The following is a 26,038-nucleotide window of genomic DNA, read 5'->3' as shown; positions in this document are numbered from 1 at the left end:
GTGCATAAGAGACAGCAACAGCACCAGCACCAGCACCAGCACCAGCACCAGCACCAGCACCAGCACCAGCACCAGCACCAGCACCAGCACCAGCACCAGCACCAGCACCAGCACCAGCACCAGCACCAGCACCAGCACCAGCACCAGCACCAGCATCAGGCGTGCCGACCCAGCACCGATACCTCAGCACCTCAGCCTCAGCACCTCAGCACCTCAGCACCTCAGCACCTCAATAACAGCGACGCCGGCCTCTGCACCCGAGCCACAGCGACGGCGCCCCCGCTTCCGTCGCCGCACCAGCGCAGCACCGGCACCGCGCCTCAGGCACGCCGGCTCAGAGTGTGATGGCGTACTGCACGAATCCCGTGTCTCGTGCGACGCGGTTGTACAGCGACCGAGCCGTGGTGTTCCCCTCAGCCGTGAGCCAGTACACCTTGTGACACGAGTTCGAGCGCGCCCAGGTCGTCACGTGCTCGATCAATGCCGTTCCCACGCCCCCGGCGCGCGCTTCGGGCGAGACGAACAGATCCTCGAGATAGCAGTAAGGACGCACCGACCAGGTCGCAGGGTGCGTGAGCCAGTGGACGAGCCCGACGGCGGTGTCGCCTTCCCAGGCAATCGCGCCGTTGATGTGGCGCCCATCCACAATGCGGGCGAATGTCGACGCCGTGGTAGGTTCATCGATCTCGGTCTCGTAGAACGAGAGGTATCCCGCCCACAGCTCACGCCAGACCGGCTCATCGATCAGAGACACCGCACGGATCTGCACCATGCCCTCAGCATAGGCACCTCAGCGCGTGAGGATGAGCGCTTCGCCCTGTCCCCCGCCGCCGCACAGACCAATGGCGCCGGTGCCCGAGCCGCGCCGCGCGAGTTCGTGCGCGAGGTGAACGACCAGCCGCGCGCCGCTGGCTCCGATCGGGTGTCCGATCGCGATGCCGCCGCCGTGGACGTTCACTCTGTCCTCGTCGACGCCAAGTGCACGCTGCGACGCCGCGACCACGGCACCGAACGCCTCGTTGATCTCGAACAGGTCAACCTCATCCGCCGTGATCCCCTGCTTCGACATCGCCTTCGCGATCGCGTCAGCGGGCTGCAGCTGAAGGGAGTTGTCGGGCCCGGCCGTCTGTCCGCTCGCCCCGACCACAGCGAGGATCGGCCAGCCCTGCGCCGCGGCGTGCTCGCGAGACGTCAGCACGAGAGCCGCGGCTCCGTCGGAGATCGGGGACGAGTTGCCCGCCGTGATCTGCCCGTCCGCGCTGAAAGCGGGACGCAGCCCGCCCAGGGTCTCCATCGTCGTGGCAGGACGAACACCCTCGTCTGCGGTTACCTGCACCGGTTCGCCCTTGCGCTGAGGAACCTCGACGATCACGAGCTCGTCGGCGAGGACACCGGACTCGGCAGCCGCTGCGGCACGCTGGTGCGACAGCATCGCAACGCGATCTTGCGCCTCACGATCCACACCGAAACGTGGGTTGTGGCGCTCGGTCGACAGGCCCATGCTCTCGCGATCGTATGCGTCGGTGAGGCCGTCGAACGCCATGTGGTCCAGCACCTCGACGCTCCCGTACTGCCACCCATCGCGCGAGCCCATCAGCAGGTGCGGCGCACGGGTCATCGACTCCATGCCGCCAGCCACCACAACCGTGGCGTCGCCCGCGCGGATCATGCGAGCAGCATCGATGACCGCCGTGAGGCCCGACAGGCAGACCTTGTTGACGGACGAGGCGTGGACGTTCCAGCCGAGACCTGCACCGACCGCGGCCTGCCGCGCTGCGTTCTGCCCCGATCCGGCGGCGAGAACCTGGCCCATGATCACGGCGTCGACGGCCGCAGCGGGAATGCCGCCCTTCTCCAGCGCGCCCCGGATCGCGTACGACCCGAGCTGCGGAGCGGTGAACGCCGCGAGCTGACCCTTGAGACGCCCCTGCGGGGTGCGTGCGGCGGCGACGATGACGACATCGGTGGGGTTCATGATTCCATCCTCACGGACTCAGGCGAACAGGGATCAGACAGACAGACATTCAGACCAACAGCGATTCAGAGCAACGCGGATTGAGACCAACAGAGTTCAGACCAACACAACTTCAGACCAACAGGCAATCAGACCAACGCGGATTCAGACCAACAGCGATTCAGACCAACACAACTTCAGACCAACACACGTTCAGACCACAGAGACCGCTCACGCACGTGTTCAACCCTCCAGCCCCGCAGGCACGATGAGCCGAGGCTCCGTCGCCGAGACGACGTCCCCCACCGACACCCCCGGCGCCAGCTCCACGAGCACGAGCCCCTCGGCAGTGACGTCGATCACCGCGAGATCCGTGATGATGCGATCCACCACACCTCGACCGGTCAGCGGCAGCGTGCAGGAGTCCACGATCTTGGCCGATCCGTCCTTGGCGACGTGTTCCATCAGCACGATCACCCGTGCGGCACCATGCACCAGATCCATCGCGCCACCGGGGCCCTTGACCATCTTCCCCGGAATCATCCAGTTGGCGAGGTCGCCGGTCGCGGACACCTGCATCGCCCCGAGGATCGCGGCATCGATCTTGCCTCCGCGGATCATCCCGAAGCTCGTGGCCGAGTCGAAGAAGCTCGACCCGGCAAGGACTGTCACCGTCTCCTTCCCGGCGTTGATGAGGTCGGGGTCGACAGCCTCCGCCGTCGGGTAGGGGCCGACGCCGAGGATCCCGTTCTCCGATTGGAGCACCACGGTGACGTCGTCCGGGACGTAGTTCGGCACCAGCGTCGGGAGCCCGATGCCGAGATTCACGTAGGATCCGTCGGCAAGCTCGCGTGCGGCGCGCGCTGCCATCTCCTCGCGTGTGAGCGCCATGTCAGTTCCCTCCTCGGACCGTGCGGCGCTCGATGCGCTTCTCGATGTCGGTGCCCACCTCGAGCACGCGGTGGACGTAGATGCCCGGAAGGTGCACGGCGTCGGGATCGATGTCCCCGGGTTCCGCCAGACGCTCCACCTGCGCGATGCAGATCCGCCCCGCCATGGCGGCCAGCGGATTGAAGTTGCGGGCGGCCTCGTGGAACACGAGGTTTCCGTGGCGGTCGCCGACCAGCGCATGGACGAGAGCGAAGTCCGTTGTGATCGCCTCCTCCAGCACATACTCGCGCTCGACGCCGTTCGGAGCGAACACCCGCACCTCCTTCGCGGGAGATGCCACCGCGATGCTGCCGTCCGCGTTGTAGCGGCGCGGAAGTCCACCTTCCGAGACCTGCGTTCCCACCCCGGTCTGCGTGAAGAATGCCGCGATCCCGGCGCCGCCGGCGCGCAGCTTCTCAGCGAGCGTCCCCTGTGGGGTCAGTTCGAGTTCCAGCTCGCCCGTGAGGAACTGACGCTCGAACTCCTTGTTCTCCCCCACATAGGACGAGGTCATCTTGCGGATGCGGTGCGCGTTCAGCAGCACGCCGAGGCCCCAGTCGTCGACGCCGCAGTTGTTCGACACGACGCTCAACTCGGAGGTCCCCTGATCGAGCAGTGCCTGAATCAGGGCGATCGGATTGCCGGAGAGCCCGAATCCGCCGACCGCGATACTCGCACCGTCCGTGATATCCGCTACCGCTTCCGCGGCCGACGGCACCTGCTTGTCGATCACCGGGCCTCCTTGCCTCACGCCGCCAACCGCGACCCCTCCAGAGTGCGCCCGTGCCAGCCGCGGCGGAAGAGCGCCGCCTGCCATGTGGACGTTTTGGACGCTAATGTCCACATTATGAACACGGAGAGAGTCATCCCCGGAACGCAGGCGATCGCACGAGCGGCACGCCTGCTTCGCCTCGTCACCGCGGCCGGGGACGACGGAATCAGCGTCTCCGACGTGGCGCATGCCGCCGACCTCACTCGATCGACGACGCATCGTCTGCTGTCCGCCCTCCAGGTCGAGGGACTCGTGGACCGTCATGAGCAGACCGGCGCGTGGCTCTCCGGCCCCGAACTCTACCTGATGGGTACCGTCGCAGCCGCTCGATACTCCGTGCCGGCGCTCGCCCGCGACGTCGTGCGATCGCTTGCGGCACGCACCGAAGAGAGCGCGTTCCTCTCCGTCCGCCGAGGCGACGAAAGCGTCTGCCTCGTGCGCGAGGATGGCAGCTTCCCGATCCGCAGCTTCGTGCTGAGCGAGGGCGTCCGCTTCCCGCTCGGCGTCGCATCCGCCGGGCTCGCCATTCTGGCGTTCCTGCCTGCGGACAAATGCGAGGCATATCTCAGCTCGGCGAGCGATCTTCGCGAACGCTACGGCGCCGCGCACAGCATCGCCCAGCTGCGAGCGCGCATCGCCGAGACGCGTGATCGCGGCTACGCCCTGAATCCGGGCCTGATCGTGGAGGGCAGCTACGGGATCGGCGCCGCCGTGTTCGATTCCGAAGGTCGTCCGGCCTGGGCGTTGAGCCTCACGGGCGTGCAGTTCCGGTTCGGAGCTGACCGCCTGCCCATGCTGGGACGCGCGCTGCTGTCCCACGCACACCAGCTCACGGGGATCCTGGCCAGCCGTCCGCGTCCATAATCCATACCTGAGTTATATATCTCTGGTATGATTTAGGCATGAGGAACACGCAGGACATCGTCCGCATCGTCAGTGCGGCCACCGCGCTCGGCCGCATCGCGGCTGTCACGACGAAGAACGAGACGCCCGCCGCACAGTGGCGCACCCTCGCGATCCTCATCAGCGAAGGCCCGCAGCGCATCGGCGAACTGGCCCGTCTCAGCCGCGTCACTCAGCCGGGCATGACCCGGCTCATCGGCACGATGACCGAAGCCGGCCTGTTGGCGCGCGAAGAGGATCCGTCCGACTCCCGCGCGCACCTCATCTCCGTCACCCCCGACGGGCGCAGCGCGCTCGAAGCCTGGCAGACGCAGCTCGGTGAGGCCCTCAGCCCGTTCTTCGCTGATCTCCCCGACGAAGACTGGGAGACGCTTCGCCGCGCCTCCGAGATCCTCGCCTCCCGCATCGCATCAACTCAGGAGTCCCATCGATGAGTACTGCCCACAAGCAGTCCCTCCTCAAACAGCCCGTCACCGTCTGGGCGGTCGCCTTCGCCTCGGTCGTCGCCTTCATGGGCATCGGCCTGGTCGACCCGATCCTCAACTCGATCGCCACAGATCTGCAGGCTAGCCCGGTGCAGACCGAGCTGCTGTTCACCAGCTACCTTGCCGTGACCGGTGTGGTCATGTTCTTCAGCTCCTGGGTGTCCAGCCGCATCGGGGCGAAGATGACGCTGCTGATCGGCCTGGCCGTCATCGTGGCGTTCGCCCTCGCGTGCTCGCTCAGCGGCACGGTGGATCTCGTGATCGGCTTCCGCGCCGGGTGGGGGCTGGGCAACGCCCTGTTCATCTCCACCGCACTCGCCACGATCGTGGGTGCCGCAGCCGGCGGCAGTGAGGCGGCCATCATCCTCTACGAGGCCGCACTGGGCGTCGGCATCGCCATCGGCCCACTGCTCGGCGGACTGCTCGGGCACCTCTACGGATGGCGCGGCCCGTTCGCCGGCGTCGCGATCCTCATGGCGGTCGCCTTCATCGCGATCATCACCATGCTGCGCGGCGATGTGGAGAAGCCGAAACCGGTGAGCATCGGCGCTCCCTTCCGAGCCCTGGCCCAGCCCGCGCTCGGCCTGCTCGCCATCGCCGCCCTGTTCTACAACATGGGCTTCTTCATCCTGCTGGCCTTCTCCCCGCTCGTGCTGAGCGCGCTGGGCATCGAGACGATGCAGATGGGGTACGTGTTCTTCGGCTGGGGTCTGGCGCTCGCCATCACCAGCGTGTGGCTCGCGCCGCGCCTGCTGGAGCGCTTCCGCCGCACCACGGTGCTCATCACCACGTTCGTGCTGCTGGCGATCGATCTGGCCGCCGGAGCGCTGGCCATTCAGAGCTCCACCGGACTCATCGCGGTGATCGTCGTCGGCGGTCTCCTGCTCGGTATCGTCAACACGACCCTCACCGAGGCCGTCATGGAGGCCACCGATCTCCCTCGCGCGGTGGCATCGTCGTCATACTCCGGCGTGCGCTTCCTCGGCGGTGCGGCAGCTCCCCCGCTGGCGGCCGCGCTCGCCGGCGTTGCCGGTGATTGGCTCCCCTACGTGTTCGCCGGAGTCGTGGTGATCATCGCCGCGCTGGTGCTCGTATTCGGACGCTCTCGCCTCACTCGAGTGGACATGCGCGGTGCCGACACCGTCGAGGAGGCGGAGGCTGTCGCCATCGGCGACGCGAACTGAGGCAGGGACGACGCCCCTGGCGGAGTCGCCGTCAGGGGCGTCGTCGGTTCAGAACCGCGCCGCACCGCACCGGCGCGGACGCCGGAGGGCGGCCGATGACAGCATGGAAGCATGATCACCGCGGAGCAGGCCACCGTCACCCTGGACGGGATCACCCTCCTTCCCCCGACCGACCTCGATGTCCCAAGCGGGAGCGTCTGCGTCCTGCGCGGACGCAACGGCTCCGGGAAGACCACACTGCTCACCCTGGTTGCGGGGCGGCGTCGTCCCACGCAGGGATCGGTGCGAGTGGCTCACGAGGAAGCCGACGATCGCTCGCGCGCATTTCGCACACGGGTCGCCGCCCTGCTGGACCCGCCGCCCGTCGCGCGTGATCTCACGGTGCGAGAACAGCTGACCCTCATCGCGCTCACCTGGGCTGCGACCGCCCCGGAGGACGCGGCCGATGCCGAGCTCGCTCGCTGGGGCATCGAGGAGCTGGCCACGCGGTTCCCGCACGAACTCTCCAGCGGGCAGCGACGTCTCTTTCATCTGGCCACCACCTGGATCCGCCCTGCGGAGATCGTGATCTTGGACGAGCCGGAGCAGCGCCTCGATGACGAGCGTCGACGCCGGCTCATCACGAACATCGACGAGCGCCGACGGGCGGGCACAACGTTCCTCATCGCCAGCCACGATGACGACGTCGAGGCGGCCGCAGATGTCGTCGTGAGGATCGCGGCATGAACAGCTCCAGCGCTCATCCGATGACCGCGCGCCTCCGGTCGGTCCTCCGCCGCGCACGGAGCCGCGAGCGGACCGTCGGCGACCACCTCTATTCCGGGTACCTGGGTGTTCTGGTCGTCCTGGTGGTGGCCGCGCCAGCCGTGCGCGCCGTGTGGGTTCTGCTCGTCGATCCGGCCGTGCTGCCGATGCGGGCGGCAGCACAGGTCAGCGCTGTTTCGGCGGCGGGCCTGCTCGCCGTGGGTCTCGCGCTGATCATCGGAGCCACCGCAGGACCAGCCGCTCGAACCCCCCTGCTGACCGCGATCCTCGCGGACTCGCCGTTCTCGCGCGTTGGCGCTTTCGGCGGCCCGGTGCTGCGCGCCTGCGCCGCCGGCGGCGCGATCATCGGCGTGGCTGCCGCCGCCTGGGCCTGGCCGCTCGTGTCCGCCGGCGAACTGCCGCTCGTGCCGGCGATCGCATGGACCGTCGTGGGAGTCTTCCTCGGAGCGACCGCGGGCGTCTCCGCGCTTGCAGGTCAGCGCTTTCCGCGCGCAGCGCCGCTGATCGGTGCTGCGCTGATCAGCGCCGCCGTCGGGATCGGATTCGTTCCCGCGCCGCCGCTCGCTTCCGCGGGCAGCGATCTGTGGATGGCCACGATCGCCGTGGCCGCGGTGGTCGCGATCGTCGCACTGATCACGATCCCGGCGCTGCTGAATTCTCTGCACTCGGCGGCTCTCGTGAGCACGGCTCAACGACGCGAAAGCGCGATCGACGGTGCGGTGATGCTTGACACGGCGATGGTAGCGGATGTTACGCGCGGCCTGCCGTATTCCGGCCGGCGACGGCGCGCTGTGACTGGCGCACCCGGGTGGAGCGGACTGCCATTGCGCTTCCTTCGCCGCGACGTGGTGGGGTGGACGCGCACTCCGGGGCGTCTGGTCGTCGCCGCGGTGGGGCTCGCGTGCGCTGCGGTGCTGGGGATGTTCGCGCTGTCCCTACCAGGGATGGGATGGCTGGCCGTGCCCGGCGCGGTGATCATCTACGCGGCCGCAGGTCCGTTCACCGACGGCGTGCGGCTCGCCGCCGAGGCCTCCGACGCTCCGGCGCTGTACGGGGCATCGCCGCTCGCGCTCCTGGCGCTGCATCTTCTCGCCCCCGCTGCCGTCCTGCTCGCAGCGGTCGTCGTTACCGGAGCGCTGGTAATCGCGGGGATCGTCGCTGTCACGGGGATCCTGGGAGTCGCGATGCTCGGTGCGGCGGCGATCGCCGCGCGGGTGGCGGATGCACGAAAGCCGCCGCTGCCCGTGGCGATGCTCGCACCGATCGTCACGCCGTTCGGCGACATGGCAGCAGCCAACCGCGTGGTCTGGACTCTCGGACCGGTGCTCGCGACGGCAGCTGTCGGGCTGACCGCGACCATTCCCCTGCTCAGTGCCGCGATCTTCGCCGCGGTTGTCCTGCACGCCGCCTCACGCTGGCGCACCGCACGACTGCGCCGGTAGAGGCCGCGCGGGGGCGCGGAATGCCAGCGGTGCCGAAGGGGTTCGGCGCGGCTCGGGTTGCCGGGCGCGTCTGCACGACGACAGTCAACACTTCACGCGTGAGCGCAGTCCGAGCCGTCACTGACGGACGAGCCTCGAATCAGCGGGGCCAGACGACGAGAATCAGAGCCTCACGGGTGTCCGCGAGCCGAACCCATCCCTCACCGAAGAGGTAGCTCATGCCGTAGCCGTCGGCGTCCGTGATGAGGGCGCCGTCGCGGGGTTCGGTGACGAGCACCCCCGAGGGGTCCTCCTCCGTGGTCCACCCCTGGGCCGCGAGGTCGGCCTGCGCCTGTGTCGCCAGCTCGGGCGTCAGCGTCCCGTAGCCGAACACCTGCGCGATGTCGTTACCTTCGCCGGCGTGGTTGCCCCACGTGCACGACATGCCGTCGGGAATCAGCGTCGAGCCGATGTAGAGCGGATTGCTGACGGCGGTCCAGCCCTGCGCGGCGTATCCGGCCACCAGGCCCGCAGAGAGCATGGATTCACATGTCAGCTCGACGGGTTCGGCGGGGGGTTCACTCGATCCCGGCGCCGTCGCGCTCGGGTCGCTCGAAGCCGGAGGGGTCGCGGCGGGCGCGCCGACCGTCGCGGCGGGAGCGCATCCCGCGAGCACCGCAGCGGCGGCCAGCATGACACCGACACGCAGCAACCGCGCCGCCATCAATCGGCGCTTCCGAGGAGGTCGAGGAACGGCTCGTGCAGTGCCCCATTGGTCGCCAGCACGGAACGCGACGAAATGGAGTCGACGCCATCGATGTCGGTGATCCGACCGCCCGCTTCGCGGACGATCGGCACGATCGCCGCGATGTCGTACTCCTTGACATCGAACTCCGCGACGAATTCGAGTCGCCCCTCGGCAAGAAGCATGTAGGGCCAGACGTCGCCGTAGCCACGGTCTCTCCAGACGGCCCGCGTCAGACGCAGCAGGTCGTCGGCGCGACCGACCTCGTCCCACTGTGCGATGCTCTGGAAGCTGACGCTGGCGCGCTCGATGTCCTGGACATCCGAGACGTGGAGCCGGCGATCACCCTCCGCCGTGGCCGTCCACGCGCCGTGACCGGTGGCGGCCCACCACCGTCGCCCGAGCGCGGGCTGGCTGACGACGCCCACCTGCGGCACGCCATCAACCGCGAGCGCGATGAGCACACCCCACATCGGAATGCCCTTGAGGTAGTTGTGGGTGCCGTCGATCGGATCGATGATCCACTGTCGCGACGAGGTTCCGCTGACGCCGAACTCCTCGCCGAGGACGCCGTCCTCCGGCCGCTCCGCGTCGAGGATGCCCCGAATGGCGCGTTCGGTGGCGATGTCCGCATCGGTGACGAAGGTGGCGTCTGGCTTGGCCTGCACGTCCAGATCGGCGGAATCGAACCGCGACATCGCCACGCGATCCGCGGCATCGGCGAGGCGGAGCGCCAGACGAAGGTCGGCGGCGAACGCCTCGGATTCGGACGCGGGTGTGGTGGGGGTCGCAGACGCAGTCACGGTTCTCACCCTACCCGTCAGTGCCGCGCGGATACCCGCCGATCGGCTGTGCAATGCACCAGTGTTCACACAGGATCGACGGGTCTCCGGGCGGTGGCGCACGTGATGGTGCGCGGCTGACCGAACGGGGGTCAGTCGGCGGCGACAGCCAGCTCGTTGGGGGCGTGATCGAGCGTGGTGGTCGCGATCGTCTCACCAGTGGCGAGGTCGACGGCATGCACGGCGCGAGCAGCGGGTTCGGTCACATACGCGATGTCGCCGTCCACCCTGATCGCGGGGTGCGGATCCTGCCACTGCGCCGGGCCCTGCCATGGAGCGACGACGGAGAAGGCGCGTACGATCTCGCCGCTCACCGGGTCGAGCACGTGGATCTGACCATCTGTGCTGAGGATGTACGCCAGATCGTCCGGGCCCCGAGCGATGTCACGGAACGTGTAGCGCACCTCGGCGGGCAGGTCGACGACCCGGAAGCCACCCGTCGCGGTGTCGATCAGCGTCACGGCTTCGAGCAGGTAGCCCTCGGCGTCGGGATCGTTCTTGTAATCGCCGACGACGATGGGACTCGTCTCCGACACGAAGGCGTTGCCCATGCGGCCGTATGCATCCGGCGCCGTCAGCTTCTGGAACGCACCCTGCGAGTAGACCAGCGCGCCGTCCTCGCAGCCGAACACGACGGTCTCATTCTGCGCGGTGCCCTCACCGTGGATACCGGGGCACTGATCAGTGATCGCGATCTGCTCCCAGCTGTCCCCCTTCGGGGCGAGCGCGACGGCACCCGTGCGCCCGCTGTCGTCGCCCACCGTGGTGAGCAGCGTCCCGTCGGAGAGCACGATCGAGACGCCGTGGTGCGCGGCCGGCGCAGTGTGGCCGGTCGACTCCGGAAGCGTGTCGTAGCCGGCGTCGAATGCCGCCGTATCGAACACGGTGGTGGTTCCCGTGCCATCGTCGAACAGCACGGTCTTGCCGTCGTGCACCACCACGTGTCCGGCGGCGGTTGCGGCAACGAGCGGATCGGAGAGCACACCTTCAACTGTGTCGAGGAAGCGGAAGCCTTCGGTGGTGGTGACGGCCACCGTCCGCCCGTCCCCGAAGGAGTTGACCCGTGTGAACGCCTCGGTGGGGATCTCAGCCAGGGTCTCCAGCGTGTGGGGGTCAAGCACCGCGATCCCGTTCTCATACGTAACGACGACCCGACCCGTTGTCTCGTGCGCGTGGTCCGCGTGATCGGTCGCTTCTGTGGCGGCGGGCGTCGCCGTGACGGGCGCGGATTCTGCCGATGCCGTTCCGGCGCAGGCCGTGAGTGCCGTGATCAGGGTTGCTCCGAGCGCCGCGACCGCGACGCGCGTGGAGTGTTTACTGTGCATTTTCTTCTTTCTTGTCAGGCCTCAGCGAGTGAGGCCGTGGGTGATGCGATCGGTGTTGACGCGCATCATCGTGAGGTAGGTTTCGGCTCCGCCACCGGGTTCGGTGAGGGATTCGGTGAACAGCTCGCGCACCTCGATGTCGAGGCCGGCTTCCGACGCGAGCACGTGAGCAAGACGGTCCGGCTGCGACGATTCGGCGAAGATCGTGCGCACGCCGGCGGCGGCGATCGCGCTCGTCAGGTCACGCAGGTCGGCGGCGCTGGGGGCCGCGAGGGTCGTCCCGCCCGGGATGATCGCGCCCACCACACGAAAGTCGAAGCGCTCGGCGAGATATCCGAAGACGTGGTGATTCGTCACCAGCGCACGCCGCTCCGCGGGGATCGTCGCGAACTCGTCCGTCATCGCGGCATCCAGGTCGACGAGCTCGTCACGATAGGACGCGATGTTGGCCGCAACCTCGGCTTCCGGCAGCCCGACGGTGTCAATCAACACCGGTCCCAGTGCATCCACGACGTCGATCACGCGTGCCGGATCGGTCCAGAAATGCGGGTCCGCTTTCCCGGCGCCTGGGCCGTCGCCGGCATAGGCCAGAACGTCGATGACATCGCCCGCAATGAACTGCGGGACGCCGACAGCGATCGATTCCTCCAGGTTGTGCTGCAGCCCCTCCTCCAGCCCGAGACCGTTGGACACGACCAGCTGTGCGTCGTGGAGCATCTCTGCCTCCTGAGCGGAGAGCTCGAACGAGTGCGGGTCGGCGTTCGGCTTCATGAGCACCGCGACCTCGGCCTCGTCCTGCACCAGGTTGCGAACGACATCGCCCAGGATGTTCGTGGTCACCACGATCCGAGGGCGATCCTCCCTCGCCTCCGACGAGCATCCCGTGAGGGCGATGGTCATCGCGGCGAGCGTGATGAGCAGGCGCCTCACCGTCCCACCTCCGCGAAGAAGGTGGGGGCGGTCGGCGTCTCCAGTGCGCGGGCGATCCGCGCGTTGTCGGCGTAGTCGATCTCGTGCACGACACCCGTGGCCGCGTCGTTGAGGTAGGCACGTTGCCCGTCGACGACGAGTGACGAACCCGCGGGATCCGCCGTCAGCGGCTCTGTCACGGCCGCCTCGGCTGAGTCGCGAAACACCCGTACCCGGCCGTCCGCATCGAGGGCGACGACGTGATCGTCCGTATCGTCCACGGCGACCACGCGCACCAGTGCAGTGGGGCTCGGCACGAGCTCCCAGCTGCGCGCGCGGGCATCAAGAAGCCAGAAGCCGACGTCGGGCGCGATCGCTGCCACCGTCGGACGTCCCTTACGCCCGTCGAAATCGGTTAGTGCCGGCGCGCCGCCCGGAAACGGAACGAGTTCCGGCGGTGCGTCCGCCGAGGCGATCACCATCGCTCCCTCGGCGCACCCGATCACGACACCGGCTCGCGTCGAGATGGAGCCTGACGGTGTCCTGCACCCGGTGCCGGTGGTGACTGTCTCGCCGGCGGCACCAACGATGTCCAGGCGTCCGCCTCGGGCGATGGCCGCGCCGTCTCCGAGAGGGGCCACGACGACGGGGGCGGCCGCATCGACGCGAAATCTCTCGACGATCTCTCCGCGTGCGAGGGCTGCGTTATCCAGTACGACCGCCTCGGCACCGCCAGAGAACACGATCGCGGTGGAGCCTGCGGTCGACAGCGGTCCGGTCGTGACCGTCGCGGGGCCGGCTCCGGGAATCAGGCCGATCACTCGCGCGGGGGCGCGGTAGTAGTGGAAGTGGTCGCCATGGTCCCAGCTCCAGACTCCGGAATCCACGATCTGCACCCCGCCCACCGTGGAGATGAAGACGTACCGGCCGTCGGTCGCGAGCGCCTCCGGACGGGCGACGCCGTCGATTCGCGCGGTGGTTCCATCCAGAAGGTCGAGAACCCCCGCTGCGCCGTCGGCATCCACGGTGAGGAGCTGGAGGGGCGGTTCGGCGGCTTCGACTGCTCCCACGATCGCTCCGTGGCCGCTTCCCGGTGTCCCGCTGGGTTCGGCGGATGTGGTGCCCGCTGAGCACGCCGTGATCATCATCGCCAACATGAGCACGGTCGAGGCGAGAACCGCGCGACGCGGCAGCTGCACGAGCCGACGCGTCATGCGATCACCTCGATTCGTGCGTGGACGGGAGCCGCCGGTTGCGTGCGCACGACGATCTGGCTCGTTCCGCGGCGGCGAAGCCTCGCGCGAGCAGCGCCGGAGAGGAACGCCAGCAGCACCGCGGTGAGGGCGATCGACGCTCCCGCGGCCGTTCCGAGGTGCCAGGAGATCAGAAGCCCGACGATCACGGCGAGCATGCCGAAGAGGGCGGCGATGAGCATCGTGGCGGGGATCGTACGGGTCCACGGCCGCGCCGCGACGGCCGGCGCCAGGAGCAGGCCGACCACCAGCAGCGAGCCCACCACCGGGAAGGACGCAACCACGGCCAGCGTGACGAGGCCCACCAGTACGACGTGGGCGAGCGCAGGCCGCAGCCCCAGGACGTGGGCGATCCGAGGATCGAACGCGGTGACCACGAACGACCGATGGAAGACCACCGCGAGCAGGACGGTCGCGGCGGCCGCGATGACGAGCGGGATCAGGTCCGCGATTCCCACGGCGAGGATGTCGCCGAAGAGCAGGGCGGTCGCGTCGGTTGCGAAACTGCGCGAGTGGGAGACGACGATCACGCCAAGTGAGAGCATCCCCACGAACAGCAGGCCGATGCTCGTGTCGTACGAGAGACGTCCCCGGCGCTGCAGCAGACCCACGGCGGCGGTCATGACGGCGGCCGCGAGAGCGGCACCCAGCAGAACCGGAGCCCCGGTGACCGTGGCGATCGCGACGCCCGGCAGCATGCCGTGACCGATCGCCTCTCCGAGGAAGGCCATCCCGCGAATCACCACCCAGGTGCCCACGATGCCACAGACAACCGCCACAAGCGCTCCGCCCAGGAGTGCCCGCTGCAGGAACTGAGCAGACAGGGGATCGAGCAACCAGGCCACGCCACACCGCTTTCGTTGTTGATAATGAGAACCGTTCTCAACAAGCTAGCATGATGCCATGACGCTTCCGAACCGCACCCCCTCCCTGGACCTCCCGCTCGACGCCGCCGTTTCCCTCGATCGCGTCACCTTCGCCTACGACCGCGCGGATACCCTCCGAGACGCCACGCTCGACGTTCTTCCCGGGACCGTCACCGTGCTCCGCGGGCCGAACGGATCCGGGAAGTCGACTCTGCTGGAGATCCTGGCGGGTGTGCGGAGACCTCGGTGCGGAACCGTCCGCCGCAGCGGAAGTGTGGCACTCGTGGTGCAGCGGATCGACGAGCTCGTCGGACTCCCCGTGACCGTCGACGAGGTCGTGCGCATGGGCACCTGGCGCGCGGGCACGCGTATCCGCCGCTCTCACGCGCGGGGCGCGATCGGGGCCGCGCTCACGCAGGTCGGCCTCGAAGGGTGCGAGCGACAGCCGTTCGCGTCGCTGTCAGGCGGCCAGCGCCAGCGGACGCTGCTGGCTCAGGCACTGGTACAGCGCCCGGACGTTCTGCTGCTCGATGAGCCCGACGCCGGCCTCGACAGCGAGAGCACGGAGCACCTGTCGCGACTGCTCGCGGCGGAGGCAGCCCGAGGCGCCGCCGTCGTCTGCATCAGTCACGACAGCAGCGTGATCGCAGCCGCGGACCGCGTCGTCGAGCTCTCGGCGGGTCGGATCGTCTCCGACAGCGGTCACTGACTGCTCGCTACACCGCGCGGGTCATGCAGATGAGCCCGTCCCGCGTCTCCCAGCTCGACGCCTCGATGAAGCCCAGCTTTCGGTAGAGACCGATCGCGTCGACACGCCATTCCCAGACCGAGAGTCGGATGCTGTCAGCGCCCACCACCTCCGCGTGAGCCTCGACTGCCGCCAGCAACCGTGAAGCCACGCGTCGGCCGCGAAACTCCGGCGCAGTCCAGAGGCGCTTGATCTCGAGCTGCCGATCCCCCGCGTCGGTGATGACGACGCAGCCCGCGGGCTGGTCCCCCTGCTGCGCCACCAGCACGACATCATCAGCAAACGCCGTCCCCGGATCGACGACTTCCAGTCGGTATCGCGCAGGCAGCGCACCGATGACATCCACCGCGGCGCCCTTCTCCGCTTCGGTCTGGCGATGGTAGTCGCCGAGGAGCACCGACAGCGCTCGCGACTGCGCGACGCTCCCTCGATCCCAGCGACCGACGATGATCTCCTCCTGCGACGTCATGTCCCGACAGTAACCTCGATGCTCGTTTGAGGAGGCCGCAGTCCGGAGCCGCCCCGGGCGTCGGTCCCCTGACCTCCGAGTCCCCCGTCGCTCGTATCGATGACACTCCCGAGGCGATACGGATTTCACGTTGGAGGCGAGGGCCTGGTAATGTTTTCTCTGTTGCCGCGAGGCACAAAACACCAAGCACCTCTAGCTCAATCGGCAGAGCAACTGACTCTTAATCAGTGGGTTCTGGGTTCAAGTCCCAGGGGGTGCACCAGCAAGGGCCTGAGTATTTCACGATACTCAGGCCCTTTGTCGTGAGGGCCGATCCGGCGGGCTCGCAGCCCAGCGCTAGTCGGCTTCGACACTGCTGGTGTGATGCGGCACCCCCACCGGTTTGGACTCGCTCGAGCCGCGCTGGCGCAGGAAGATGCTGAACGCCACCATGGCGCCGACGGCGAGGAACTCGGACTGCCAGTTCTGCAAGGTCCGGTTCCAGAACTCGGGCGATGCAACGTACTCCAGCCAGCTCACTTCGCCCAGCCCATGCTGGGCGTTCTCCTCGCTTGCCACCACCCGGCCGGCCAGCGACTGCGCGAACCAGGACAGCAGGAAGATCGATCCCATCACCAGCAGCAGGGAGTTCGAGTACAGCCACAGGCGGAAGCCGCGCACGCGCGCCCAGCGCGGCGAGTCTGCAGCGGCGTGTTCCCCGATCAGCTGGTCCTTCTCCGACCCGATGCCCTCGTCCCCCGGCTTCTTAGACTCCGGCGAGCCGCGCTGGATGAGCCAGACGGTGGCGAGGATGAACAGGAAGAACTGCAGGAACTCCGACTGCCAGTTCTCGGCGACATCCACGAGGAAGTCGGACGAGGTCACATAATCCACGTAGCCGATCGACGGCTGACGGTGCTGCGCGAGCTGCTCGTTCGTGTACGCCAGCCCCACGAGAGACTCCCCCACCAGCGTCGCCAGGAAGATCGCCAGGAACGCCAGGCTCAGGCCGTTGTCACGAATCCAGCGCCCCATGTCAGCGACCCGCCAGCGGCAGCATGATCATCGTGGCAAGACCGCCGACGATCAGCACCAGCCACGCCCAGAACACGAACCGAGGTCCTCGCTGATCGACATCCTGCATCGGTTTGCTCCCTTCACTGCGAACCGCCAGCCTCCAACCGGCGCGCTCCGCTGGGAAGCCCCTTGACAGCGGCACACGATCGCAGCCGCCAGCGCAACGGGATCCCCTCAGTCCTGCGAGCGCTCGGCTTCCCACGCGCGGAAGTCCTGTGCGATGGTCGGCGACTGAGTGTGATGCAGATAGTGGTCGCCGTCGAGCGGGATGACGGTGCCGTCGGTGACCGTTGCGGCCTGCCGCTCATGCATCGGCAGCCAATCGTCGTTGGCCGGATTGATCTCCTGCACGAACAGCAGCAGCGGAAGGTCGTCGGGGAAGGTCTTCCCCTCGGCATCCGCGAAGTTGGTTCGGATTCGCGCCATCTCGTCGAGATAGGTCGGCTCCAGGCTGTTGCGATTGGTCAACAGCCCGATCTGCTGTCGGTCGTGGTCGTCATAGAACGGGCTGCCATAGCCGCTGTCGCCACCGACGCCCGACAGCAAGCGCACCAGCCCGAGGTTCTTCAGCGCACCGAGCAGGCCGGTCGGAAAAGCCGCATCCATGTTCGGCTGCCCTGGAACGCTGCTGTCGATCCCGACGAATGCGCGCACCTCCTCCGGATAGCGCTCGGCGAACTCGATGCCGTACAGACCCGCGATCGAGTGGCCCATCAGCGTGTAGCTCCTCACACCGAGCTCCTGGAGTGCCTCATGCACCTCGCTCACGATGTTCGCCGTCGTCCGCGGCTCCTCTGTGCCGTCGCTGAGTCCGTACCCGAACGGCTCCACGGCGATGACCCGGTGATCGCTGGCGAGATCCTCGATCAGCGGCAAGAAGTCGAGCACCGGTGACGAGGTCCCGAATCCCGGCAGCAGCACGATGTTGTCGCCTTCACCCGTCACGAGCACGTTCATGCTCTTCCCCTCGACCTCTACCTTCTGGCCGTATGGTTCAATCGCACCCGCCTCGGCGTTCGTCGCCGCAACATTGACCACCGTGGTGGTCGCCAGTCCGACGGCGATGACTGCGGCGATGCTGCCCAGAACGATGAGCGCCTTCCTCGACTTCTTCATGACGTCCTTTCCGATCGAGTTGAGTCCTTCCAGACTCACGACCACCGCCCCGCAGCGCATCGCCCGGCCGCAGACACCCGTGTACCGCGTTCGCGGTATGCCGCAATGCTCCGGTAGAGGGATACGTCCGGGGAGCTCAAGTGAAATGCTGGAGCTGTGAGCACGAATCGCGCCTCCCTCGTCCCGACACTGCTCGGCGACATCTCTGCGGTCGCCGTGATCGTGCTGTTGGGCGCTCTCCCCTTTCCCGATGAAGAGTTCCGTGCGCACGGTTGGCAACTCGTCCCCGCGCTCCTCCCGGCCCTCGCCCTGCTGCTGCGTCGCCGAGCGCCGCTCGCCGTTCTCGGCGTCATCCTGTTGTGCGACCTGCTGCTCGCCGCGACGGGCATCGTCGGTCCGAGCACCCTGATGGCTCTCGCGATCAGCGCGTACGCCGTCACCGATCGCCTCCCCCGCACCCCGGCATTGGTCGCGGTCACATCGATGGTCGGCATCGTCTTCGTCGCCAACGCGATGGTCCTCGGCGGCGAGCCCTTCGACTCGCGAGCCATGCAGTTCCTGGCCTTCATCGTCGCGGGCGCGGCCCTGGGCATCGCGACACGATCGCGTCGCGACTACACGATCGTCATGTCGGAGCGGGTGGAGCGGGCGGAGCGCTCACGCGAGGAGGAATCGCGTCGTCGCGTGGCCGAGGAGCGGGTGAGCATCGCGCGCGATCTGCACGATCTCGTCGCGCATCAGATCTCGGTGATCAGCCTGAACGCTGGTGTCGCGTCCGCCGCGGTCGAGACGAAGCCCGAGCGTGCGCGCGAGGCCCTGTCGACGATCCGCTCGGCATCGCGCACCGTGCTGGCGGACATCGGTGCGCTCCTGGCGGTGCTGCGGGCCGAAGACCCGGACGATCTTCGAACGCTGCGCCCGCAACCGGGACTTGCCGAGCGAACGGCCCTCTTCGAGCGCTTCCGGGCCGGCGGCCTCATCGTTGAGGTCGCGGGTGATGAGGAACTCCCCGCGCTGACCCCCGCCGCCGATCACGCGGCCCATTTCGTGCTGCTGGAGGGTCTCACGAACGCGCTCAAGCACGGCGATCATGTTCTCGCCGACGTGGACTTCGGGCGGACCGCGAACGGTCTCCGGATCACCATCACGAATACCGTCGCAGGCGGCGCAGGGCCCATCACCAGCGGCCACGGTCTCCGAGGACTTCGTGAGCGCGTGTCGGCCGCCGGAGGTCACATCGAGACGCACCGAACCGCACGGGACTTCGTGTTGCGCGCTGAGTTCCCCCTCCCCGCGAAAGGCGATCAATGACCACCGTGCTCATCGTGGACGATCAGCCGCTCATCCGCCGTGCCGTGCGCGAGATCCTCACCGACGGTGGGATAGATGTCGTCGGCGAGGCCGCACACGGCGAGGAAGCGGTGACCGCCGCTCGCATGCTGCAGCCTGACGTCGTCCTCATGGACATTCGGATGCCGGTGCTCGACGGCATCGCTGCGACGGGCCGGATCCGAGCGGAGGCCGCGGAGCCCATCGCACGGGTTCTGATTCTCACCACTTTCGAGGAGGACGACTACGTGCTCGCGGCCCTGCGCGCCGGGGCGAGCGGCTTCATCGGCAAAGGGGCGGAACCGGACGAGATCGTGCATGCCATCCGCACGATCCACGATGGCGAGGCCCTCCTCTCGCCTGCCGCCACACGCGCCCTCATCGAGCGAATCACCGATCCGCAGCCGAGGACGGCAGACCCCGCGGATCCGCGACTCATCTCCCTCACACCCCGCGAACGCGAAGTGCTTCAGCTTGTCGGTCGCGGCCTCTCCAACGCCGAGATCGCGGATGCCCTGACCATCTCCCTGCACACGGCGAAGACGCACGTCAATCGCACCATGATGAAGGTGCATGCGAGCGACCGCGCACAGCTCGTGATTCTCGCCTATGAGACGGCGCTGGTGCTCCCCGGCTCTGCGTGAGCGTCAGTCCGCTTCAGTCTGCGGCCGTGACCTCGATCTCGACGAGCTCCGGCGCACGATCGTCTTCCGTGGCAGCCGCCTCGAAGTCATCGTGAGTGATCGTGACGATCCGATCCACGAAGACGTCGACCTTCTTCCGATACGCCGGTTGAGCGCTCTCGAACAGCGGGTGGATATCACTCACGCCGTCTTCGCCGGACAGCGCGATCTGCTCCAGGTACGGGGGCAGCTCGATGGACACGCCGTTGGTGAAAACGGCCGAGTCCTCATCCACGGCGAGGTCGTAGCGGGTCAGGCGCGAGTTCTTCGTGCCGAACGACTGCGCGACGTACAGGTGGGTGTCATCGAACGCGAGGCCCTGGACCTCTTTCGGAGCCGTGAGCGCAAGATCGGCGAAGATGTGGTGCTCACCGTCCTCATCGATGTACGACCGGTCGGTATCGCCCACGTCCGTCAGCTCAACGAATCCCTCGTCGTCGGGCTCTGAGTAATCCAAGCTGAACACCTGGATCTGCGAGTCGTCCGGATCGTTCGTGAAGTAGCTGGCCCACAGCAGGTCGCCATGGAAGTCCAGCGTGGACACGCCCTCGAGGCTGTCGACGATGAAAGAGACGGCGTACTCGATCGGCGTCAGAGCGTGGACGTCGTAGGTGTCGATCGTGTCCTGCAGAATGCCGGAGATGGCAGCACGCCCGTCACGCGCGTCCCCGATCCACAACACCCGCGCTTCCTCGTCGTAGCCGATCCCGCCGACATGCGCCTTGTTGCGCAGCGAGATGGTCTTCACGAACGCGCCGGAGTAGTCGAACACGAAGACGACCGAGTTCAGCTTGTGCTTGTGATCGTAGGCCGACACGAACACCTGATCATCGCTCAGCGCCAGACCCTGCGGCGTGAAGCCCTTCGAGAGGACGAGCTGATACGCCGCGTCGCCGCTGCTGCGCTTGAGGCCGTACGCACCGTAGAGGCCGGGAATGGGCACCGACATATCCATCGACCGCTGCATGATCGGAAAATCGCCCATCATGTCGCGGAAGTCGTCATCCTGCAGCAGCGGATCAGTGGAGGCGGCGCCGACGGGAATGTCCCGTGCCGCGAACTCCGGATCGAGCACGAACTGCGGCGTGCAGGCCGCGAGCGTCACGAGACCCGCCGTCATCAGGGCGAACGTCATCACGCGGCGCGCACGGCGCCGCGTGAGCTGCCTGTTCAGGCGTCGACTCCGGTGTCCTTCGGGATCGGTTCCTTCGGGAGCTTGCGCACCCGAGCGCGCCGACGCCGCTCCGGGATCATCGAACGCATCTCCTCCAGCTTGCCGAAGCAGAGGAGGCGATCCTCGCCTTCGAGGATGACGTGCTTGCGGGGGTTCGGGATCACGTTCGTGCCGCGATGCAGGGTGAGCACCGTGATGTCACGCTCCCAGAGCCCCGCCTCACCGAGCGTCTGGCCGACGACTCCCGCGCCGTTATGCACGAGAAGCTCGGCCACACCGTATCCGGTGGAGACCGCGAGGCGCTGGCGCACGTCGATCTCCGGAAAGGCAACCTGATTGGCGATGTGGTCGATGATCGCGCCGGCGACGTCGAGCTTGGTGGCCGCTTCGATGCCCTGCAGTCCCGGAGACGAGTTGACCTCCATCACCAGCGGGCCGTCGACGCCCTCCAGCATGTCGACACCGGCCACGCGAAGGCCCATGATCTGCGCGGCGCGTACGGCGGTGCGCTGGTACTCCTCATCCAGTTCCACGGCCTCGACGGTTCCGCCGCGATGTACGTTGGAGCGGAACTCGTCGCCCTGCGCGGTGCGCCGCATCGCGGCAACGACCCGATCCCCCACCACGAGTGCGCGGATGTCGCGCCCGCGGGATTCGGAGATGAACTTCTGGATCAGCACGTTCTGCTTGGTGGAGTGGAGCGTCTCGATGATGGCTTCTGCGACCTTCACCTGGGGCGCGAGGATCACACCGATCCCCTGAGTCCCCTCCAGCAGCTTGATGACGACGGGAGCACCCCCCACGCTCTCGATGGCGGGGCGCACGTCCGCGCGATTGCGCACGAACGCCGTGGCCGGCAGCGCGATGCCGTGGCGGGACAGGATCTGTGTCGCCCGAAGCTTGTCGCGCGCGTTGGCGATGCCGTTGGAGGTGTTGGGCGTGTAGACGTCCATCTGCTCGAACTGGCGCACGACGGCGGTGCCGAAGTAGGTGATGGACGAGCCGATGCGCGGCAGAATCGCGTCGTAGTCACTCAGCCGGCGGCCCCGATACGCCAGATCCGGCGCATCACCCGCGAGGTCGATCGCGAAGCGCAGCGTATTGAGAACCTTGACCTCGTGGCCCCGCTGAGCGGCCGCGGTGCGCAGACGCTGCGTGGAATACGCCTGCGGCGCACGGGAAAGGATGGCGATCTTCAACGGCGTTTTCCTGTCATGATGATCGGGTGGGCTCAGGTCATTCAATCACCGTCACGGGCTGGCGAGAATGGGTGTCGCTCGCCGGCATCGATCTGCCCTGGATCAAGGCGAAGATCGACACCGGTGCGCGCACCTCATCGTTGCACGCCTTCGACATCGTCGAGTTCGATCACGACGGTCGCGAGTGGGTGCGCTTCGCCGTGCATCCCTGGCAGTTCTCCGACGCCGACGCCCAGGTTGTGGAGCTTCCGATCCACGATCGGCGCGACGTCCGCAGCTCCTCGGGGCACGTGGAGCGGCGAATCGTCGTGATCGCCGATCTCCGACTGGTGGGCATCGAGATGCCGGTGGAGCTGACCCTCACCAACCGCGCCCAGATGGGCTTTCGCATGCTGATCGGGCGTGAGGCGCTGCGCAACGGCTTCCTCGTAGACTCCGCTCAGTCCTTCGTCGGCGGCAAGCCGTCTCGCCAGATCCGACTCGCGAATCGCGGCAAGACCGCCTGAATCAGGATGTCCCCCACGCCGGAGGGGTAAGTCGAGATCGTAGGCAACGATCTCGTCGGACAGGCGCACGGTGATCTGGCTGCTCATCGGGTGGGCACCGAGTGTCGACGGCTCGAGGTATCGTGCCGACATGCCGACGAAACCTCGGGTGACCCTTCGCCCCCGCACCGATGCCGACCTCGACGCCCTGTACTCGATCGCCGCAGATCTGGAGACCTGGGAGGAGCGCAATCCGGGCCGTCCGGCCATTCCCACGCGTGAGCGCTGGGAATCGCGGATAGTCGCACGTGACGCCGAATCGGACGGCAATCTGAGCTTCGTCATCGACGTGGATGGCACGGCGGTCGGCCACATCGGCGTGTTCGACATCGACGATCTCTCGCGACACGGCGAGGTTGGAATCTCTCTGACTCCGCCAGCGCGCGGTCGAGGGATCGGGACAGAGGCGATGGCGCAGATGCTGGAGTTCGCGTTCGTACGCGCGAACCTCCGGCGGATTCATCTGGAGGTGATCGCCTCCAATGTGCGTGCGATCCGCTCGTACGAGAAGGCGGGCTTCGTCGTCGAGGGCCGTCAGCGCGAGCACGCCTGGGTGCGCGGCCACTACGAGGACCTCGTGCGGATGGGAATCCTGCGCTCCGAGTGGGCGGCGAGTCGCGCGGAGTAGGTTCCGGGAACGAAGAAGCCCCTCGATCCCGGAGTTCGTCCAGGATCGAGGGGCTTCTACTTCGCGACAGCGACGTGGTGGAGCTGGGGGGAATCGAACCCCCGTCCAACGCTGAGTCTCCACGCCTTCTCCGGGCGCATTCTGTGCAGACGTTCTGCTCGGCTCCGACCTTTGTCACAGACACCTAAGTCGACGAGCCCAGCCTGGGAAGAGTCCCACGCGGCGTCCAGACGCCACCGCGCAGCAAGATTCCTAAATGACGCCAGAACCCGTACCGGAATCACATACGGTCTGACGGACTATCGGGCTCGCTTATGCAGCGAGGGCGAAGTCAGTGCGCTTAGCGTTGGCACTTATGTTTTTGCAGGGAGCGTTCACGAGATAACCCTGCATCCTCGGCCCGCTTCTCGTGGATTCACAGGCGCTGTCGAAACCGATCAGCCCCGTGTTCCTCCGTCAGGAGGGCCGCTGTCGCACTGTGGAATTACCAGTTCCGGATCACTCCGGAGCATCCCAGCCTACAGCATTCCGACGGGTCCGGGCCGCGCTGGGCGCCGCCGATCCGCCGCCCATGGCTCATCGAGAGCCACGACCATGCCACGCCCGCGCGCAACTCGACCGGGCTCGATGTCAGAGCCCGGCGCTAGAGTCAGACCATGAGCGATGTCGTCATCTCCGTCCGCGGCGAGCACGAGACGCGGGTACCCGCGGAACTCGGCGTCGCCACCGTCTCCGTCCGTCTGGACGGCCCCGATCGTGCCGCGGTTTTCGCTCAGGCGACGAGCCTCGCCGAACGACTCGTGGCCGAGCTTGCCGACGCCGAGGCGCGCGGCACCGTCGCGCAGTGGTCCAGCGAGCGCGTCTCGGTGTGGTCCGATCGGCCGTGGAGCCAGGACGGCACGCAGCTCCCCCTTGTCCACCACGCAAGCATGAGCACGCGGAGCGAGTTCACCGACTTCGCCGCGCTCTCGGAATGGATCACCGCCGTCTCCGAGCGTGAGGGCGTGGCGGTCGATGGCATCTCGTGGGAGCTCACGCCCGACACCGCGCGCGCCACGGAGTCCGAGGTGGCACAAGCCGCCGTCGGCGTGGCCCTGCAGCGCGCCACCGCGTACGCGGCCGCTCTGGGTCTGGCATCCGTGCAGCCCGTCGAGATCGCCGACGCCGGACTGCTGAACTCCCCCGAGGCCGCCATGGGCAAGCAGGGAATGGCGATGCGGGCCTTCGCCGACGGCTCCGGAGGCGGCGGCGGGCTCCAGCTCGAGCCACGTCCCATTCGCGTGGCGGCAACCGTCGAAGCGCGCTTCCGAGCTTCATGACGGATGTCCCCCTGCGGGACACCCGTGACACGACCACCCATGAATGAACAGCACACAGGTCTCATGACAGATATCAACGTGACCGTCCGCCCCGCAATCGCGGAGCGGCTCAGTCGCATGATCACCCTCCCGACCGTGTCGGCGGAGCGGAGCACGCGCGGAGACGAGCCCTTCCTCGCCTTCGCCGACCTCGTCGGGGAGCTCTATCCGCGGCTGCACGCGGCCCTTGATCACGAGATCATCGGCGAGGGCGGTCTGCTCTATCGCTGGCGAGGAACGGGAGACGCCGACCCGGTCGTGCTGATGGCGCATTACGACGTGGTTCCGGTCGACCTGAGCGATGACTGGAAGCACGACCCGTTCGCCGGTGAGATCAGCGATGGATTCGTGCACGGGCGCGGTGCGCTGGACGACAAGGGTCCGCTGGTCGTGATCCTCGACGCGGTCGAGAACCTGCTCGCCGCCGATTTCACCCCGCCACGCGACGTCTACGTCTGGCTCGGCCCGGATGAGGAGTCGCACGGTGCGGCGGCGCGCGAGGGTGCTCGCGTTCTTCACGAACGCGGCATACGGCCCTGGCTCGTGCTGGATGAGGGTGGCGCAGTGGTGGACGCGCCGCTGCCCTTCGTCGACGGCACGGCCGCGATGGTCGGTGTCGGGGAGAAGGGCGTGCTCTCGGTGCGCCTCACGGCACGCGGGGACGGAGGACATGCCTCCGCACCGCCGAAGCTGACCGCGGTCGGCCGAATCGCGCGCGCGATCGAACGGCTCACGCCCGGCACCTTCCCCTCCCGCACGCCGCGCACCATCACCGCGATGCTCACCGCACTCAGTCAGCGCACGAGCGGTGCGCCCCGCCTCCTGCTGCGCCTGCTCATCGCGGTCCCCCGACTCAGCGCGATCGCCTTCACACGACTCGGCGGGGAACCAGCGGCCATGGTCCGCACCACGATCGCACCGACAATGTTCGAAGGCGGAACGGCCGACAACGTGCTGCCGTCCCAGGCATCGGCCACCATCAACCTCCGGCTGGCCCTGGGCACCACCATCGCGCAGACGGTGCGTCGGCTCGAGAAGCGGATCAACGACCGCAGCGTCACGGTCACCGTGATCGATGGTGACGAGCCATCCCCGGAATCCGCCACGGACAACGCCCCGTTCGCGCTGATCACACAGGCGGTGGCCGCGTCGCACCCGGCGGCGCTCACTGTCCCGTACATCGTGTTCGCGGCGACGGATGCGCGTCACTTCCACCGCTTCGCGCCGTCCGTGTATCGCTTTGCTCCGCTGTCCATGTCGTCCGAGCTGCGCGCCACGCTGCACGGCGTGAACGAGCGGGTGGCCGTCTCGGAACTCGAGCGCGGTGAACTCTTCCACCGCACGCTGATCACGCAGCTGCCCGGGTAGGGTTGACGCAC

Annotated in this window: 27 protein-coding genes, 1 tRNA gene and 1 other RNA gene; 13 read left to right on the top strand and 16 right to left on the bottom strand. The window is 67.6% G+C overall.

From position 1 onward, the window contains the following. Positions 1 to 334 precede the first annotated feature (334 nt). The 4 genes from ACI3KU_RS09365 to ACI3KU_RS09350 form a co-directional block, all read right to left on the bottom strand. A complete protein-coding gene (locus ACI3KU_RS09365) occupies positions 335 to 772 on the bottom strand; it encodes a GNAT family N-acetyltransferase (RefSeq protein WP_404922044.1) in 438 nt (145 codons plus the stop codon). An 18-nt stretch (positions 773 to 790) separates the two neighbouring features. After that, positions 791 to 1,975, bottom strand: coding sequence for an acetyl-CoA C-acetyltransferase (locus ACI3KU_RS09360; protein WP_404922043.1), 1,185 nt, complete (start codon positions 1,973 to 1,975; stop codon positions 791 to 793). Positions 1,976 to 2,197: 222 nt separating this feature from the next. Then, positions 2,198 to 2,845 carry a 3-oxoacid CoA-transferase subunit B gene (locus tag ACI3KU_RS09355; RefSeq protein ID WP_404922042.1) on the bottom strand — a complete coding sequence of 216 codons (648 nt, stop codon included), beginning with the start codon at positions 2,843 to 2,845 and terminating at the stop codon, positions 2,198 to 2,200. A 1-nt stretch (position 2,846) separates the two neighbouring features. Next, positions 2,847 to 3,617 carry a CoA transferase subunit A gene (locus tag ACI3KU_RS09350; RefSeq protein ID WP_404922041.1) on the bottom strand — a complete coding sequence of 257 codons (771 nt, stop codon included), beginning with the start codon at positions 3,615 to 3,617 and terminating at the stop codon, positions 2,847 to 2,849. 114 nt (positions 3,618 to 3,731) lie between these two features. Between ACI3KU_RS09350 and ACI3KU_RS09345 the strand changes: the two genes are divergently transcribed. The 5 genes from ACI3KU_RS09345 to ACI3KU_RS09325 all read left to right on the top strand — a co-directional run bounded on the left by ACI3KU_RS09345 (position 3,732) and on the right by ACI3KU_RS09325 (position 8,435). Beyond that, positions 3,732 to 4,520, top strand: a complete 789-nt coding sequence (locus ACI3KU_RS09345) for an IclR family transcriptional regulator (RefSeq protein WP_404922040.1) — start codon at positions 3,732 to 3,734, stop codon at positions 4,518 to 4,520. Between the two features lie 38 nt (positions 4,521 to 4,558). After that, complete coding sequence (locus ACI3KU_RS09340) at positions 4,559 to 4,993, top strand: MarR family winged helix-turn-helix transcriptional regulator (RefSeq protein ID WP_404922039.1); 435 nt, start codon at positions 4,559 to 4,561, stop codon at positions 4,991 to 4,993. Next, a complete protein-coding gene (locus tag ACI3KU_RS09335; RefSeq protein ID WP_404922038.1) occupies positions 4,990 to 6,228 on the top strand; it encodes an MFS transporter in 1,239 nt (412 codons plus the stop codon). Before ACI3KU_RS09340 ends, ACI3KU_RS09335 begins: the two co-directional genes overlap by 4 nt. 111 nt (positions 6,229 to 6,339) lie before the next feature. Beyond that, on the top strand, positions 6,340 to 6,954 hold the full coding sequence (locus ACI3KU_RS09330; protein WP_404922037.1) for an ATP-binding cassette domain-containing protein: 615 nt from the start codon (positions 6,340 to 6,342) through the stop codon (positions 6,952 to 6,954). Next, the gene (locus ACI3KU_RS09325; RefSeq protein ID WP_404922036.1) at positions 6,951 to 8,435 is read left to right on the top strand and encodes a hypothetical protein; all 1,485 of its coding nucleotides are present in this window, start codon (positions 6,951 to 6,953) and stop codon (positions 8,433 to 8,435) included. Before ACI3KU_RS09330 ends, ACI3KU_RS09325 begins: the two co-directional genes overlap by 4 nt. Before the next feature lie 139 nt (positions 8,436 to 8,574). Here the strand turns inward: ACI3KU_RS09325 and ACI3KU_RS09320 are convergent, their stop codons facing one another. The 6 genes from ACI3KU_RS09320 to aztB all read right to left on the bottom strand — a co-directional run bounded on the left by ACI3KU_RS09320 (position 8,575) and on the right by aztB (position 14,333). Then, entirely contained in the window at positions 8,575 to 9,138 is a 564-nt protein-coding gene (locus ACI3KU_RS09320; protein ID WP_404922035.1) for a hypothetical protein, read from the bottom strand. Continuing rightward, positions 9,138 to 9,962 carry an inositol monophosphatase family protein gene (locus ACI3KU_RS09315; RefSeq protein ID WP_404922034.1) on the bottom strand — a complete coding sequence of 275 codons (825 nt, stop codon included), beginning with the start codon at positions 9,960 to 9,962 and terminating at the stop codon, positions 9,138 to 9,140. Before ACI3KU_RS09315 ends, ACI3KU_RS09320 begins: the two co-directional genes overlap by 1 nt. A gap of 131 nt (positions 9,963 to 10,093) precedes the next feature. After that, positions 10,094 to 11,326, bottom strand: a complete 1,233-nt coding sequence (aztD, locus tag ACI3KU_RS09310) for a zinc metallochaperone AztD (protein ID WP_404922033.1) — start codon at positions 11,324 to 11,326, stop codon at positions 10,094 to 10,096. A gap of 21 nt (positions 11,327 to 11,347) precedes the next feature. Further along, positions 11,348 to 12,226: a zinc ABC transporter substrate-binding protein AztC gene (aztC, locus tag ACI3KU_RS09305; RefSeq protein WP_404922046.1), complete on the bottom strand. Its 879-nt coding sequence runs from the start codon at positions 12,224 to 12,226 to the stop codon at positions 11,348 to 11,350. A 26-nt stretch (positions 12,227 to 12,252) separates the two neighbouring features. Beyond that, entirely contained in the window at positions 12,253 to 13,449 is a 1,197-nt protein-coding gene (locus ACI3KU_RS09300; protein WP_404922032.1) for an ABC transporter, read from the bottom strand. Beyond that, positions 13,446 to 14,333, bottom strand: coding sequence for a zinc ABC transporter permease AztB (gene aztB, locus ACI3KU_RS09295; protein WP_404922031.1), 888 nt, complete (start codon positions 14,331 to 14,333; stop codon positions 13,446 to 13,448). Before aztB ends, ACI3KU_RS09300 begins: the two co-directional genes overlap by 4 nt. Before the next feature lie 58 nt (positions 14,334 to 14,391). Between aztB and ACI3KU_RS09290 the strand changes: the two genes are divergently transcribed. Then, positions 14,392 to 15,063 carry a metal ABC transporter ATP-binding protein gene (locus ACI3KU_RS09290; protein ID WP_404922030.1) on the top strand — a complete coding sequence of 224 codons (672 nt, stop codon included), beginning with the start codon at positions 14,392 to 14,394 and terminating at the stop codon, positions 15,061 to 15,063. A gap of 7 nt (positions 15,064 to 15,070) precedes the next feature. On the opposite strand, the gene ACI3KU_RS09285 is transcribed toward ACI3KU_RS09290, so the two are convergent. Continuing rightward, positions 15,071 to 15,571, bottom strand: a complete 501-nt coding sequence (locus ACI3KU_RS09285; protein ID WP_404922029.1) for a GNAT family N-acetyltransferase — start codon at positions 15,569 to 15,571, stop codon at positions 15,071 to 15,073. A 186-nt stretch (positions 15,572 to 15,757) separates the two neighbouring features. Here ACI3KU_RS09285 and ACI3KU_RS09280 point away from each other — a divergent pair. After that, positions 15,758 to 15,833: transfer RNA gene (locus ACI3KU_RS09280), tRNA-Lys, on the top strand. A gap of 74 nt (positions 15,834 to 15,907) precedes the next feature. Here the strand turns inward: ACI3KU_RS09280 and ACI3KU_RS09275 are convergent. Both ACI3KU_RS09275 and ACI3KU_RS09270 read right to left on the bottom strand, forming a co-directional pair. Then, entirely contained in the window at positions 15,908 to 16,585 is a 678-nt protein-coding gene (locus ACI3KU_RS09275; protein ID WP_404922028.1) for a DUF6766 family protein, read from the bottom strand. Between the two features lie 216 nt (positions 16,586 to 16,801). Further along, positions 16,802 to 17,782, bottom strand: coding sequence for an alpha/beta fold hydrolase (locus ACI3KU_RS09270; RefSeq protein WP_404922027.1), 981 nt, complete (start codon positions 17,780 to 17,782; stop codon positions 16,802 to 16,804). 117 nt (positions 17,783 to 17,899) lie between these two features. Between ACI3KU_RS09270 and ACI3KU_RS09265 the strand changes: the two genes are divergently transcribed. After that, positions 17,900 to 19,054: a sensor histidine kinase gene (locus ACI3KU_RS09265; RefSeq protein ID WP_404922026.1), complete on the top strand. Its 1,155-nt coding sequence runs from the start codon at positions 17,900 to 17,902 to the stop codon at positions 19,052 to 19,054. After that, complete coding sequence (locus tag ACI3KU_RS09260; protein ID WP_404922025.1) at positions 19,051 to 19,716, top strand: response regulator; 666 nt, start codon at positions 19,051 to 19,053, stop codon at positions 19,714 to 19,716. Before ACI3KU_RS09265 ends, ACI3KU_RS09260 begins: the two co-directional genes overlap by 4 nt. Positions 19,717 to 19,729: 13 nt before the next feature. Here ACI3KU_RS09260 and ACI3KU_RS09255 read toward each other — a convergent pair whose 3' ends face one another. Beyond that, complete coding sequence (locus tag ACI3KU_RS09255) at positions 19,730 to 20,890, bottom strand: hypothetical protein (RefSeq protein WP_404922024.1); 1,161 nt, start codon at positions 20,888 to 20,890, stop codon at positions 19,730 to 19,732. Positions 20,891 to 20,925: 35 nt separating this feature from the next. After that, positions 20,926 to 22,128, bottom strand: a complete 1,203-nt coding sequence (gene rimK, locus ACI3KU_RS09250) for a 30S ribosomal protein S6--L-glutamate ligase (protein ID WP_404922023.1) — start codon at positions 22,126 to 22,128, stop codon at positions 20,926 to 20,928. Between the two features lie 26 nt (positions 22,129 to 22,154). Between rimK and ACI3KU_RS09245 the strand changes: the two genes are divergently transcribed. Next, positions 22,155 to 22,634: an ATP-dependent zinc protease gene (locus ACI3KU_RS09245; RefSeq protein WP_404922022.1), complete on the top strand. Its 480-nt coding sequence runs from the start codon at positions 22,155 to 22,157 to the stop codon at positions 22,632 to 22,634. A 130-nt stretch (positions 22,635 to 22,764) separates the two neighbouring features. Further along, positions 22,765 to 23,301, top strand: a complete 537-nt coding sequence (locus ACI3KU_RS09240; protein WP_404922021.1) for a GNAT family N-acetyltransferase — start codon at positions 22,765 to 22,767, stop codon at positions 23,299 to 23,301. A gap of 75 nt (positions 23,302 to 23,376) precedes the next feature. Here the strand turns inward: ACI3KU_RS09240 and ssrA are convergent. After that, positions 23,377 to 23,746: a transfer-messenger RNA gene (ssrA, locus tag ACI3KU_RS09235) on the bottom strand. Between the two features lie 211 nt (positions 23,747 to 23,957). On the opposite strand from ssrA, the gene ACI3KU_RS09230 reads away from it, so the two are divergent. After that, a complete protein-coding gene (locus tag ACI3KU_RS09230; protein ID WP_404922020.1) occupies positions 23,958 to 24,620 on the top strand; it encodes an SIMPL domain-containing protein in 663 nt (220 codons plus the stop codon). Between the two features lie 63 nt (positions 24,621 to 24,683). Then, the gene (locus ACI3KU_RS09225) at positions 24,684 to 26,027 is read left to right on the top strand and encodes a M20/M25/M40 family metallo-hydrolase (protein WP_404922019.1); all 1,344 of its coding nucleotides are present in this window, start codon (positions 24,684 to 24,686) and stop codon (positions 26,025 to 26,027) included. Positions 26,028 to 26,038: the final 11 nt, after the last annotated feature.

The organism is Microbacterium sp. ZW T5_56 (genome assembly GCF_044987425.1).
Taxonomy (GTDB): domain Bacteria; phylum Actinomycetota; class Actinomycetes; order Actinomycetales; family Microbacteriaceae; genus Microbacterium.
This window is presented reverse-complemented; position numbering and strand designations above follow the sequence as displayed.

Coding starts and splice junctions, on each gene's coding strand:
- ACI3KU_RS09355 (WP_404922042.1), bottom strand. CDS start 2,845: ATGGCGCTCACACGCGAGGAGATGGCAGCGCGCGCCGCACGCGAGCTT.
- ACI3KU_RS09240 (WP_404922021.1), top strand. CDS start 22,765: ATGCCGACGAAACCTCGGGTGACCCTTCGCCCCCGCACCGATGCCGAC.
- ACI3KU_RS09345 (WP_404922040.1), top strand. CDS start 3,732: ATGAACACGGAGAGAGTCATCCCCGGAACGCAGGCGATCGCACGAGCG.
- ACI3KU_RS09330 (WP_404922037.1), top strand. CDS start 6,340: ATGATCACCGCGGAGCAGGCCACCGTCACCCTGGACGGGATCACCCTC.
- ACI3KU_RS09290 (WP_404922030.1), top strand. CDS start 14,392: ATGACGCTTCCGAACCGCACCCCCTCCCTGGACCTCCCGCTCGACGCC.
- ACI3KU_RS09275 (WP_404922028.1), bottom strand. CDS start 16,585: ATGGGGCGCTGGATTCGTGACAACGGCCTGAGCCTGGCGTTCCTGGCG.
- ACI3KU_RS09225 (WP_404922019.1), top strand. CDS start 24,684: ATGACAGATATCAACGTGACCGTCCGCCCCGCAATCGCGGAGCGGCTC.
- ACI3KU_RS09260 (WP_404922025.1), top strand. CDS start 19,051: ATGACCACCGTGCTCATCGTGGACGATCAGCCGCTCATCCGCCGTGCC.
- ACI3KU_RS09360 (WP_404922043.1), bottom strand. CDS start 1,975: ATGAACCCCACCGATGTCGTCATCGTCGCCGCCGCACGCACCCCGCAG.
- ACI3KU_RS09325 (WP_404922036.1), top strand. CDS start 6,951: ATGAACAGCTCCAGCGCTCATCCGATGACCGCGCGCCTCCGGTCGGTC.
- ACI3KU_RS09365 (WP_404922044.1), bottom strand. CDS start 772: ATGGTGCAGATCCGTGCGGTGTCTCTGATCGATGAGCCGGTCTGGCGT.
- ACI3KU_RS09335 (WP_404922038.1), top strand. CDS start 4,990: ATGAGTACTGCCCACAAGCAGTCCCTCCTCAAACAGCCCGTCACCGTC.
- ACI3KU_RS09255 (WP_404922024.1), bottom strand. CDS start 20,890: ATGACGTTCGCCCTGATGACGGCGGGTCTCGTGACGCTCGCGGCCTGC.
- aztD (WP_404922033.1), bottom strand. CDS start 11,326: ATGCACAGTAAACACTCCACGCGCGTCGCGGTCGCGGCGCTCGGAGCA.
- ACI3KU_RS09340 (WP_404922039.1), top strand. CDS start 4,559: ATGAGGAACACGCAGGACATCGTCCGCATCGTCAGTGCGGCCACCGCG.
- ACI3KU_RS09230 (WP_404922020.1), top strand. CDS start 23,958: ATGAGCGATGTCGTCATCTCCGTCCGCGGCGAGCACGAGACGCGGGTA.
- ACI3KU_RS09300 (WP_404922032.1), bottom strand. CDS start 13,449: ATGACGCGTCGGCTCGTGCAGCTGCCGCGTCGCGCGGTTCTCGCCTCG.
- ACI3KU_RS09285 (WP_404922029.1), bottom strand. CDS start 15,571: ATGACGTCGCAGGAGGAGATCATCGTCGGTCGCTGGGATCGAGGGAGC.
- aztC (WP_404922046.1), bottom strand. CDS start 12,226: ATGACCATCGCCCTCACGGGATGCTCGTCGGAGGCGAGGGAGGATCGC.
- ACI3KU_RS09320 (WP_404922035.1), bottom strand. CDS start 9,138: ATGGCGGCGCGGTTGCTGCGTGTCGGTGTCATGCTGGCCGCCGCTGCG.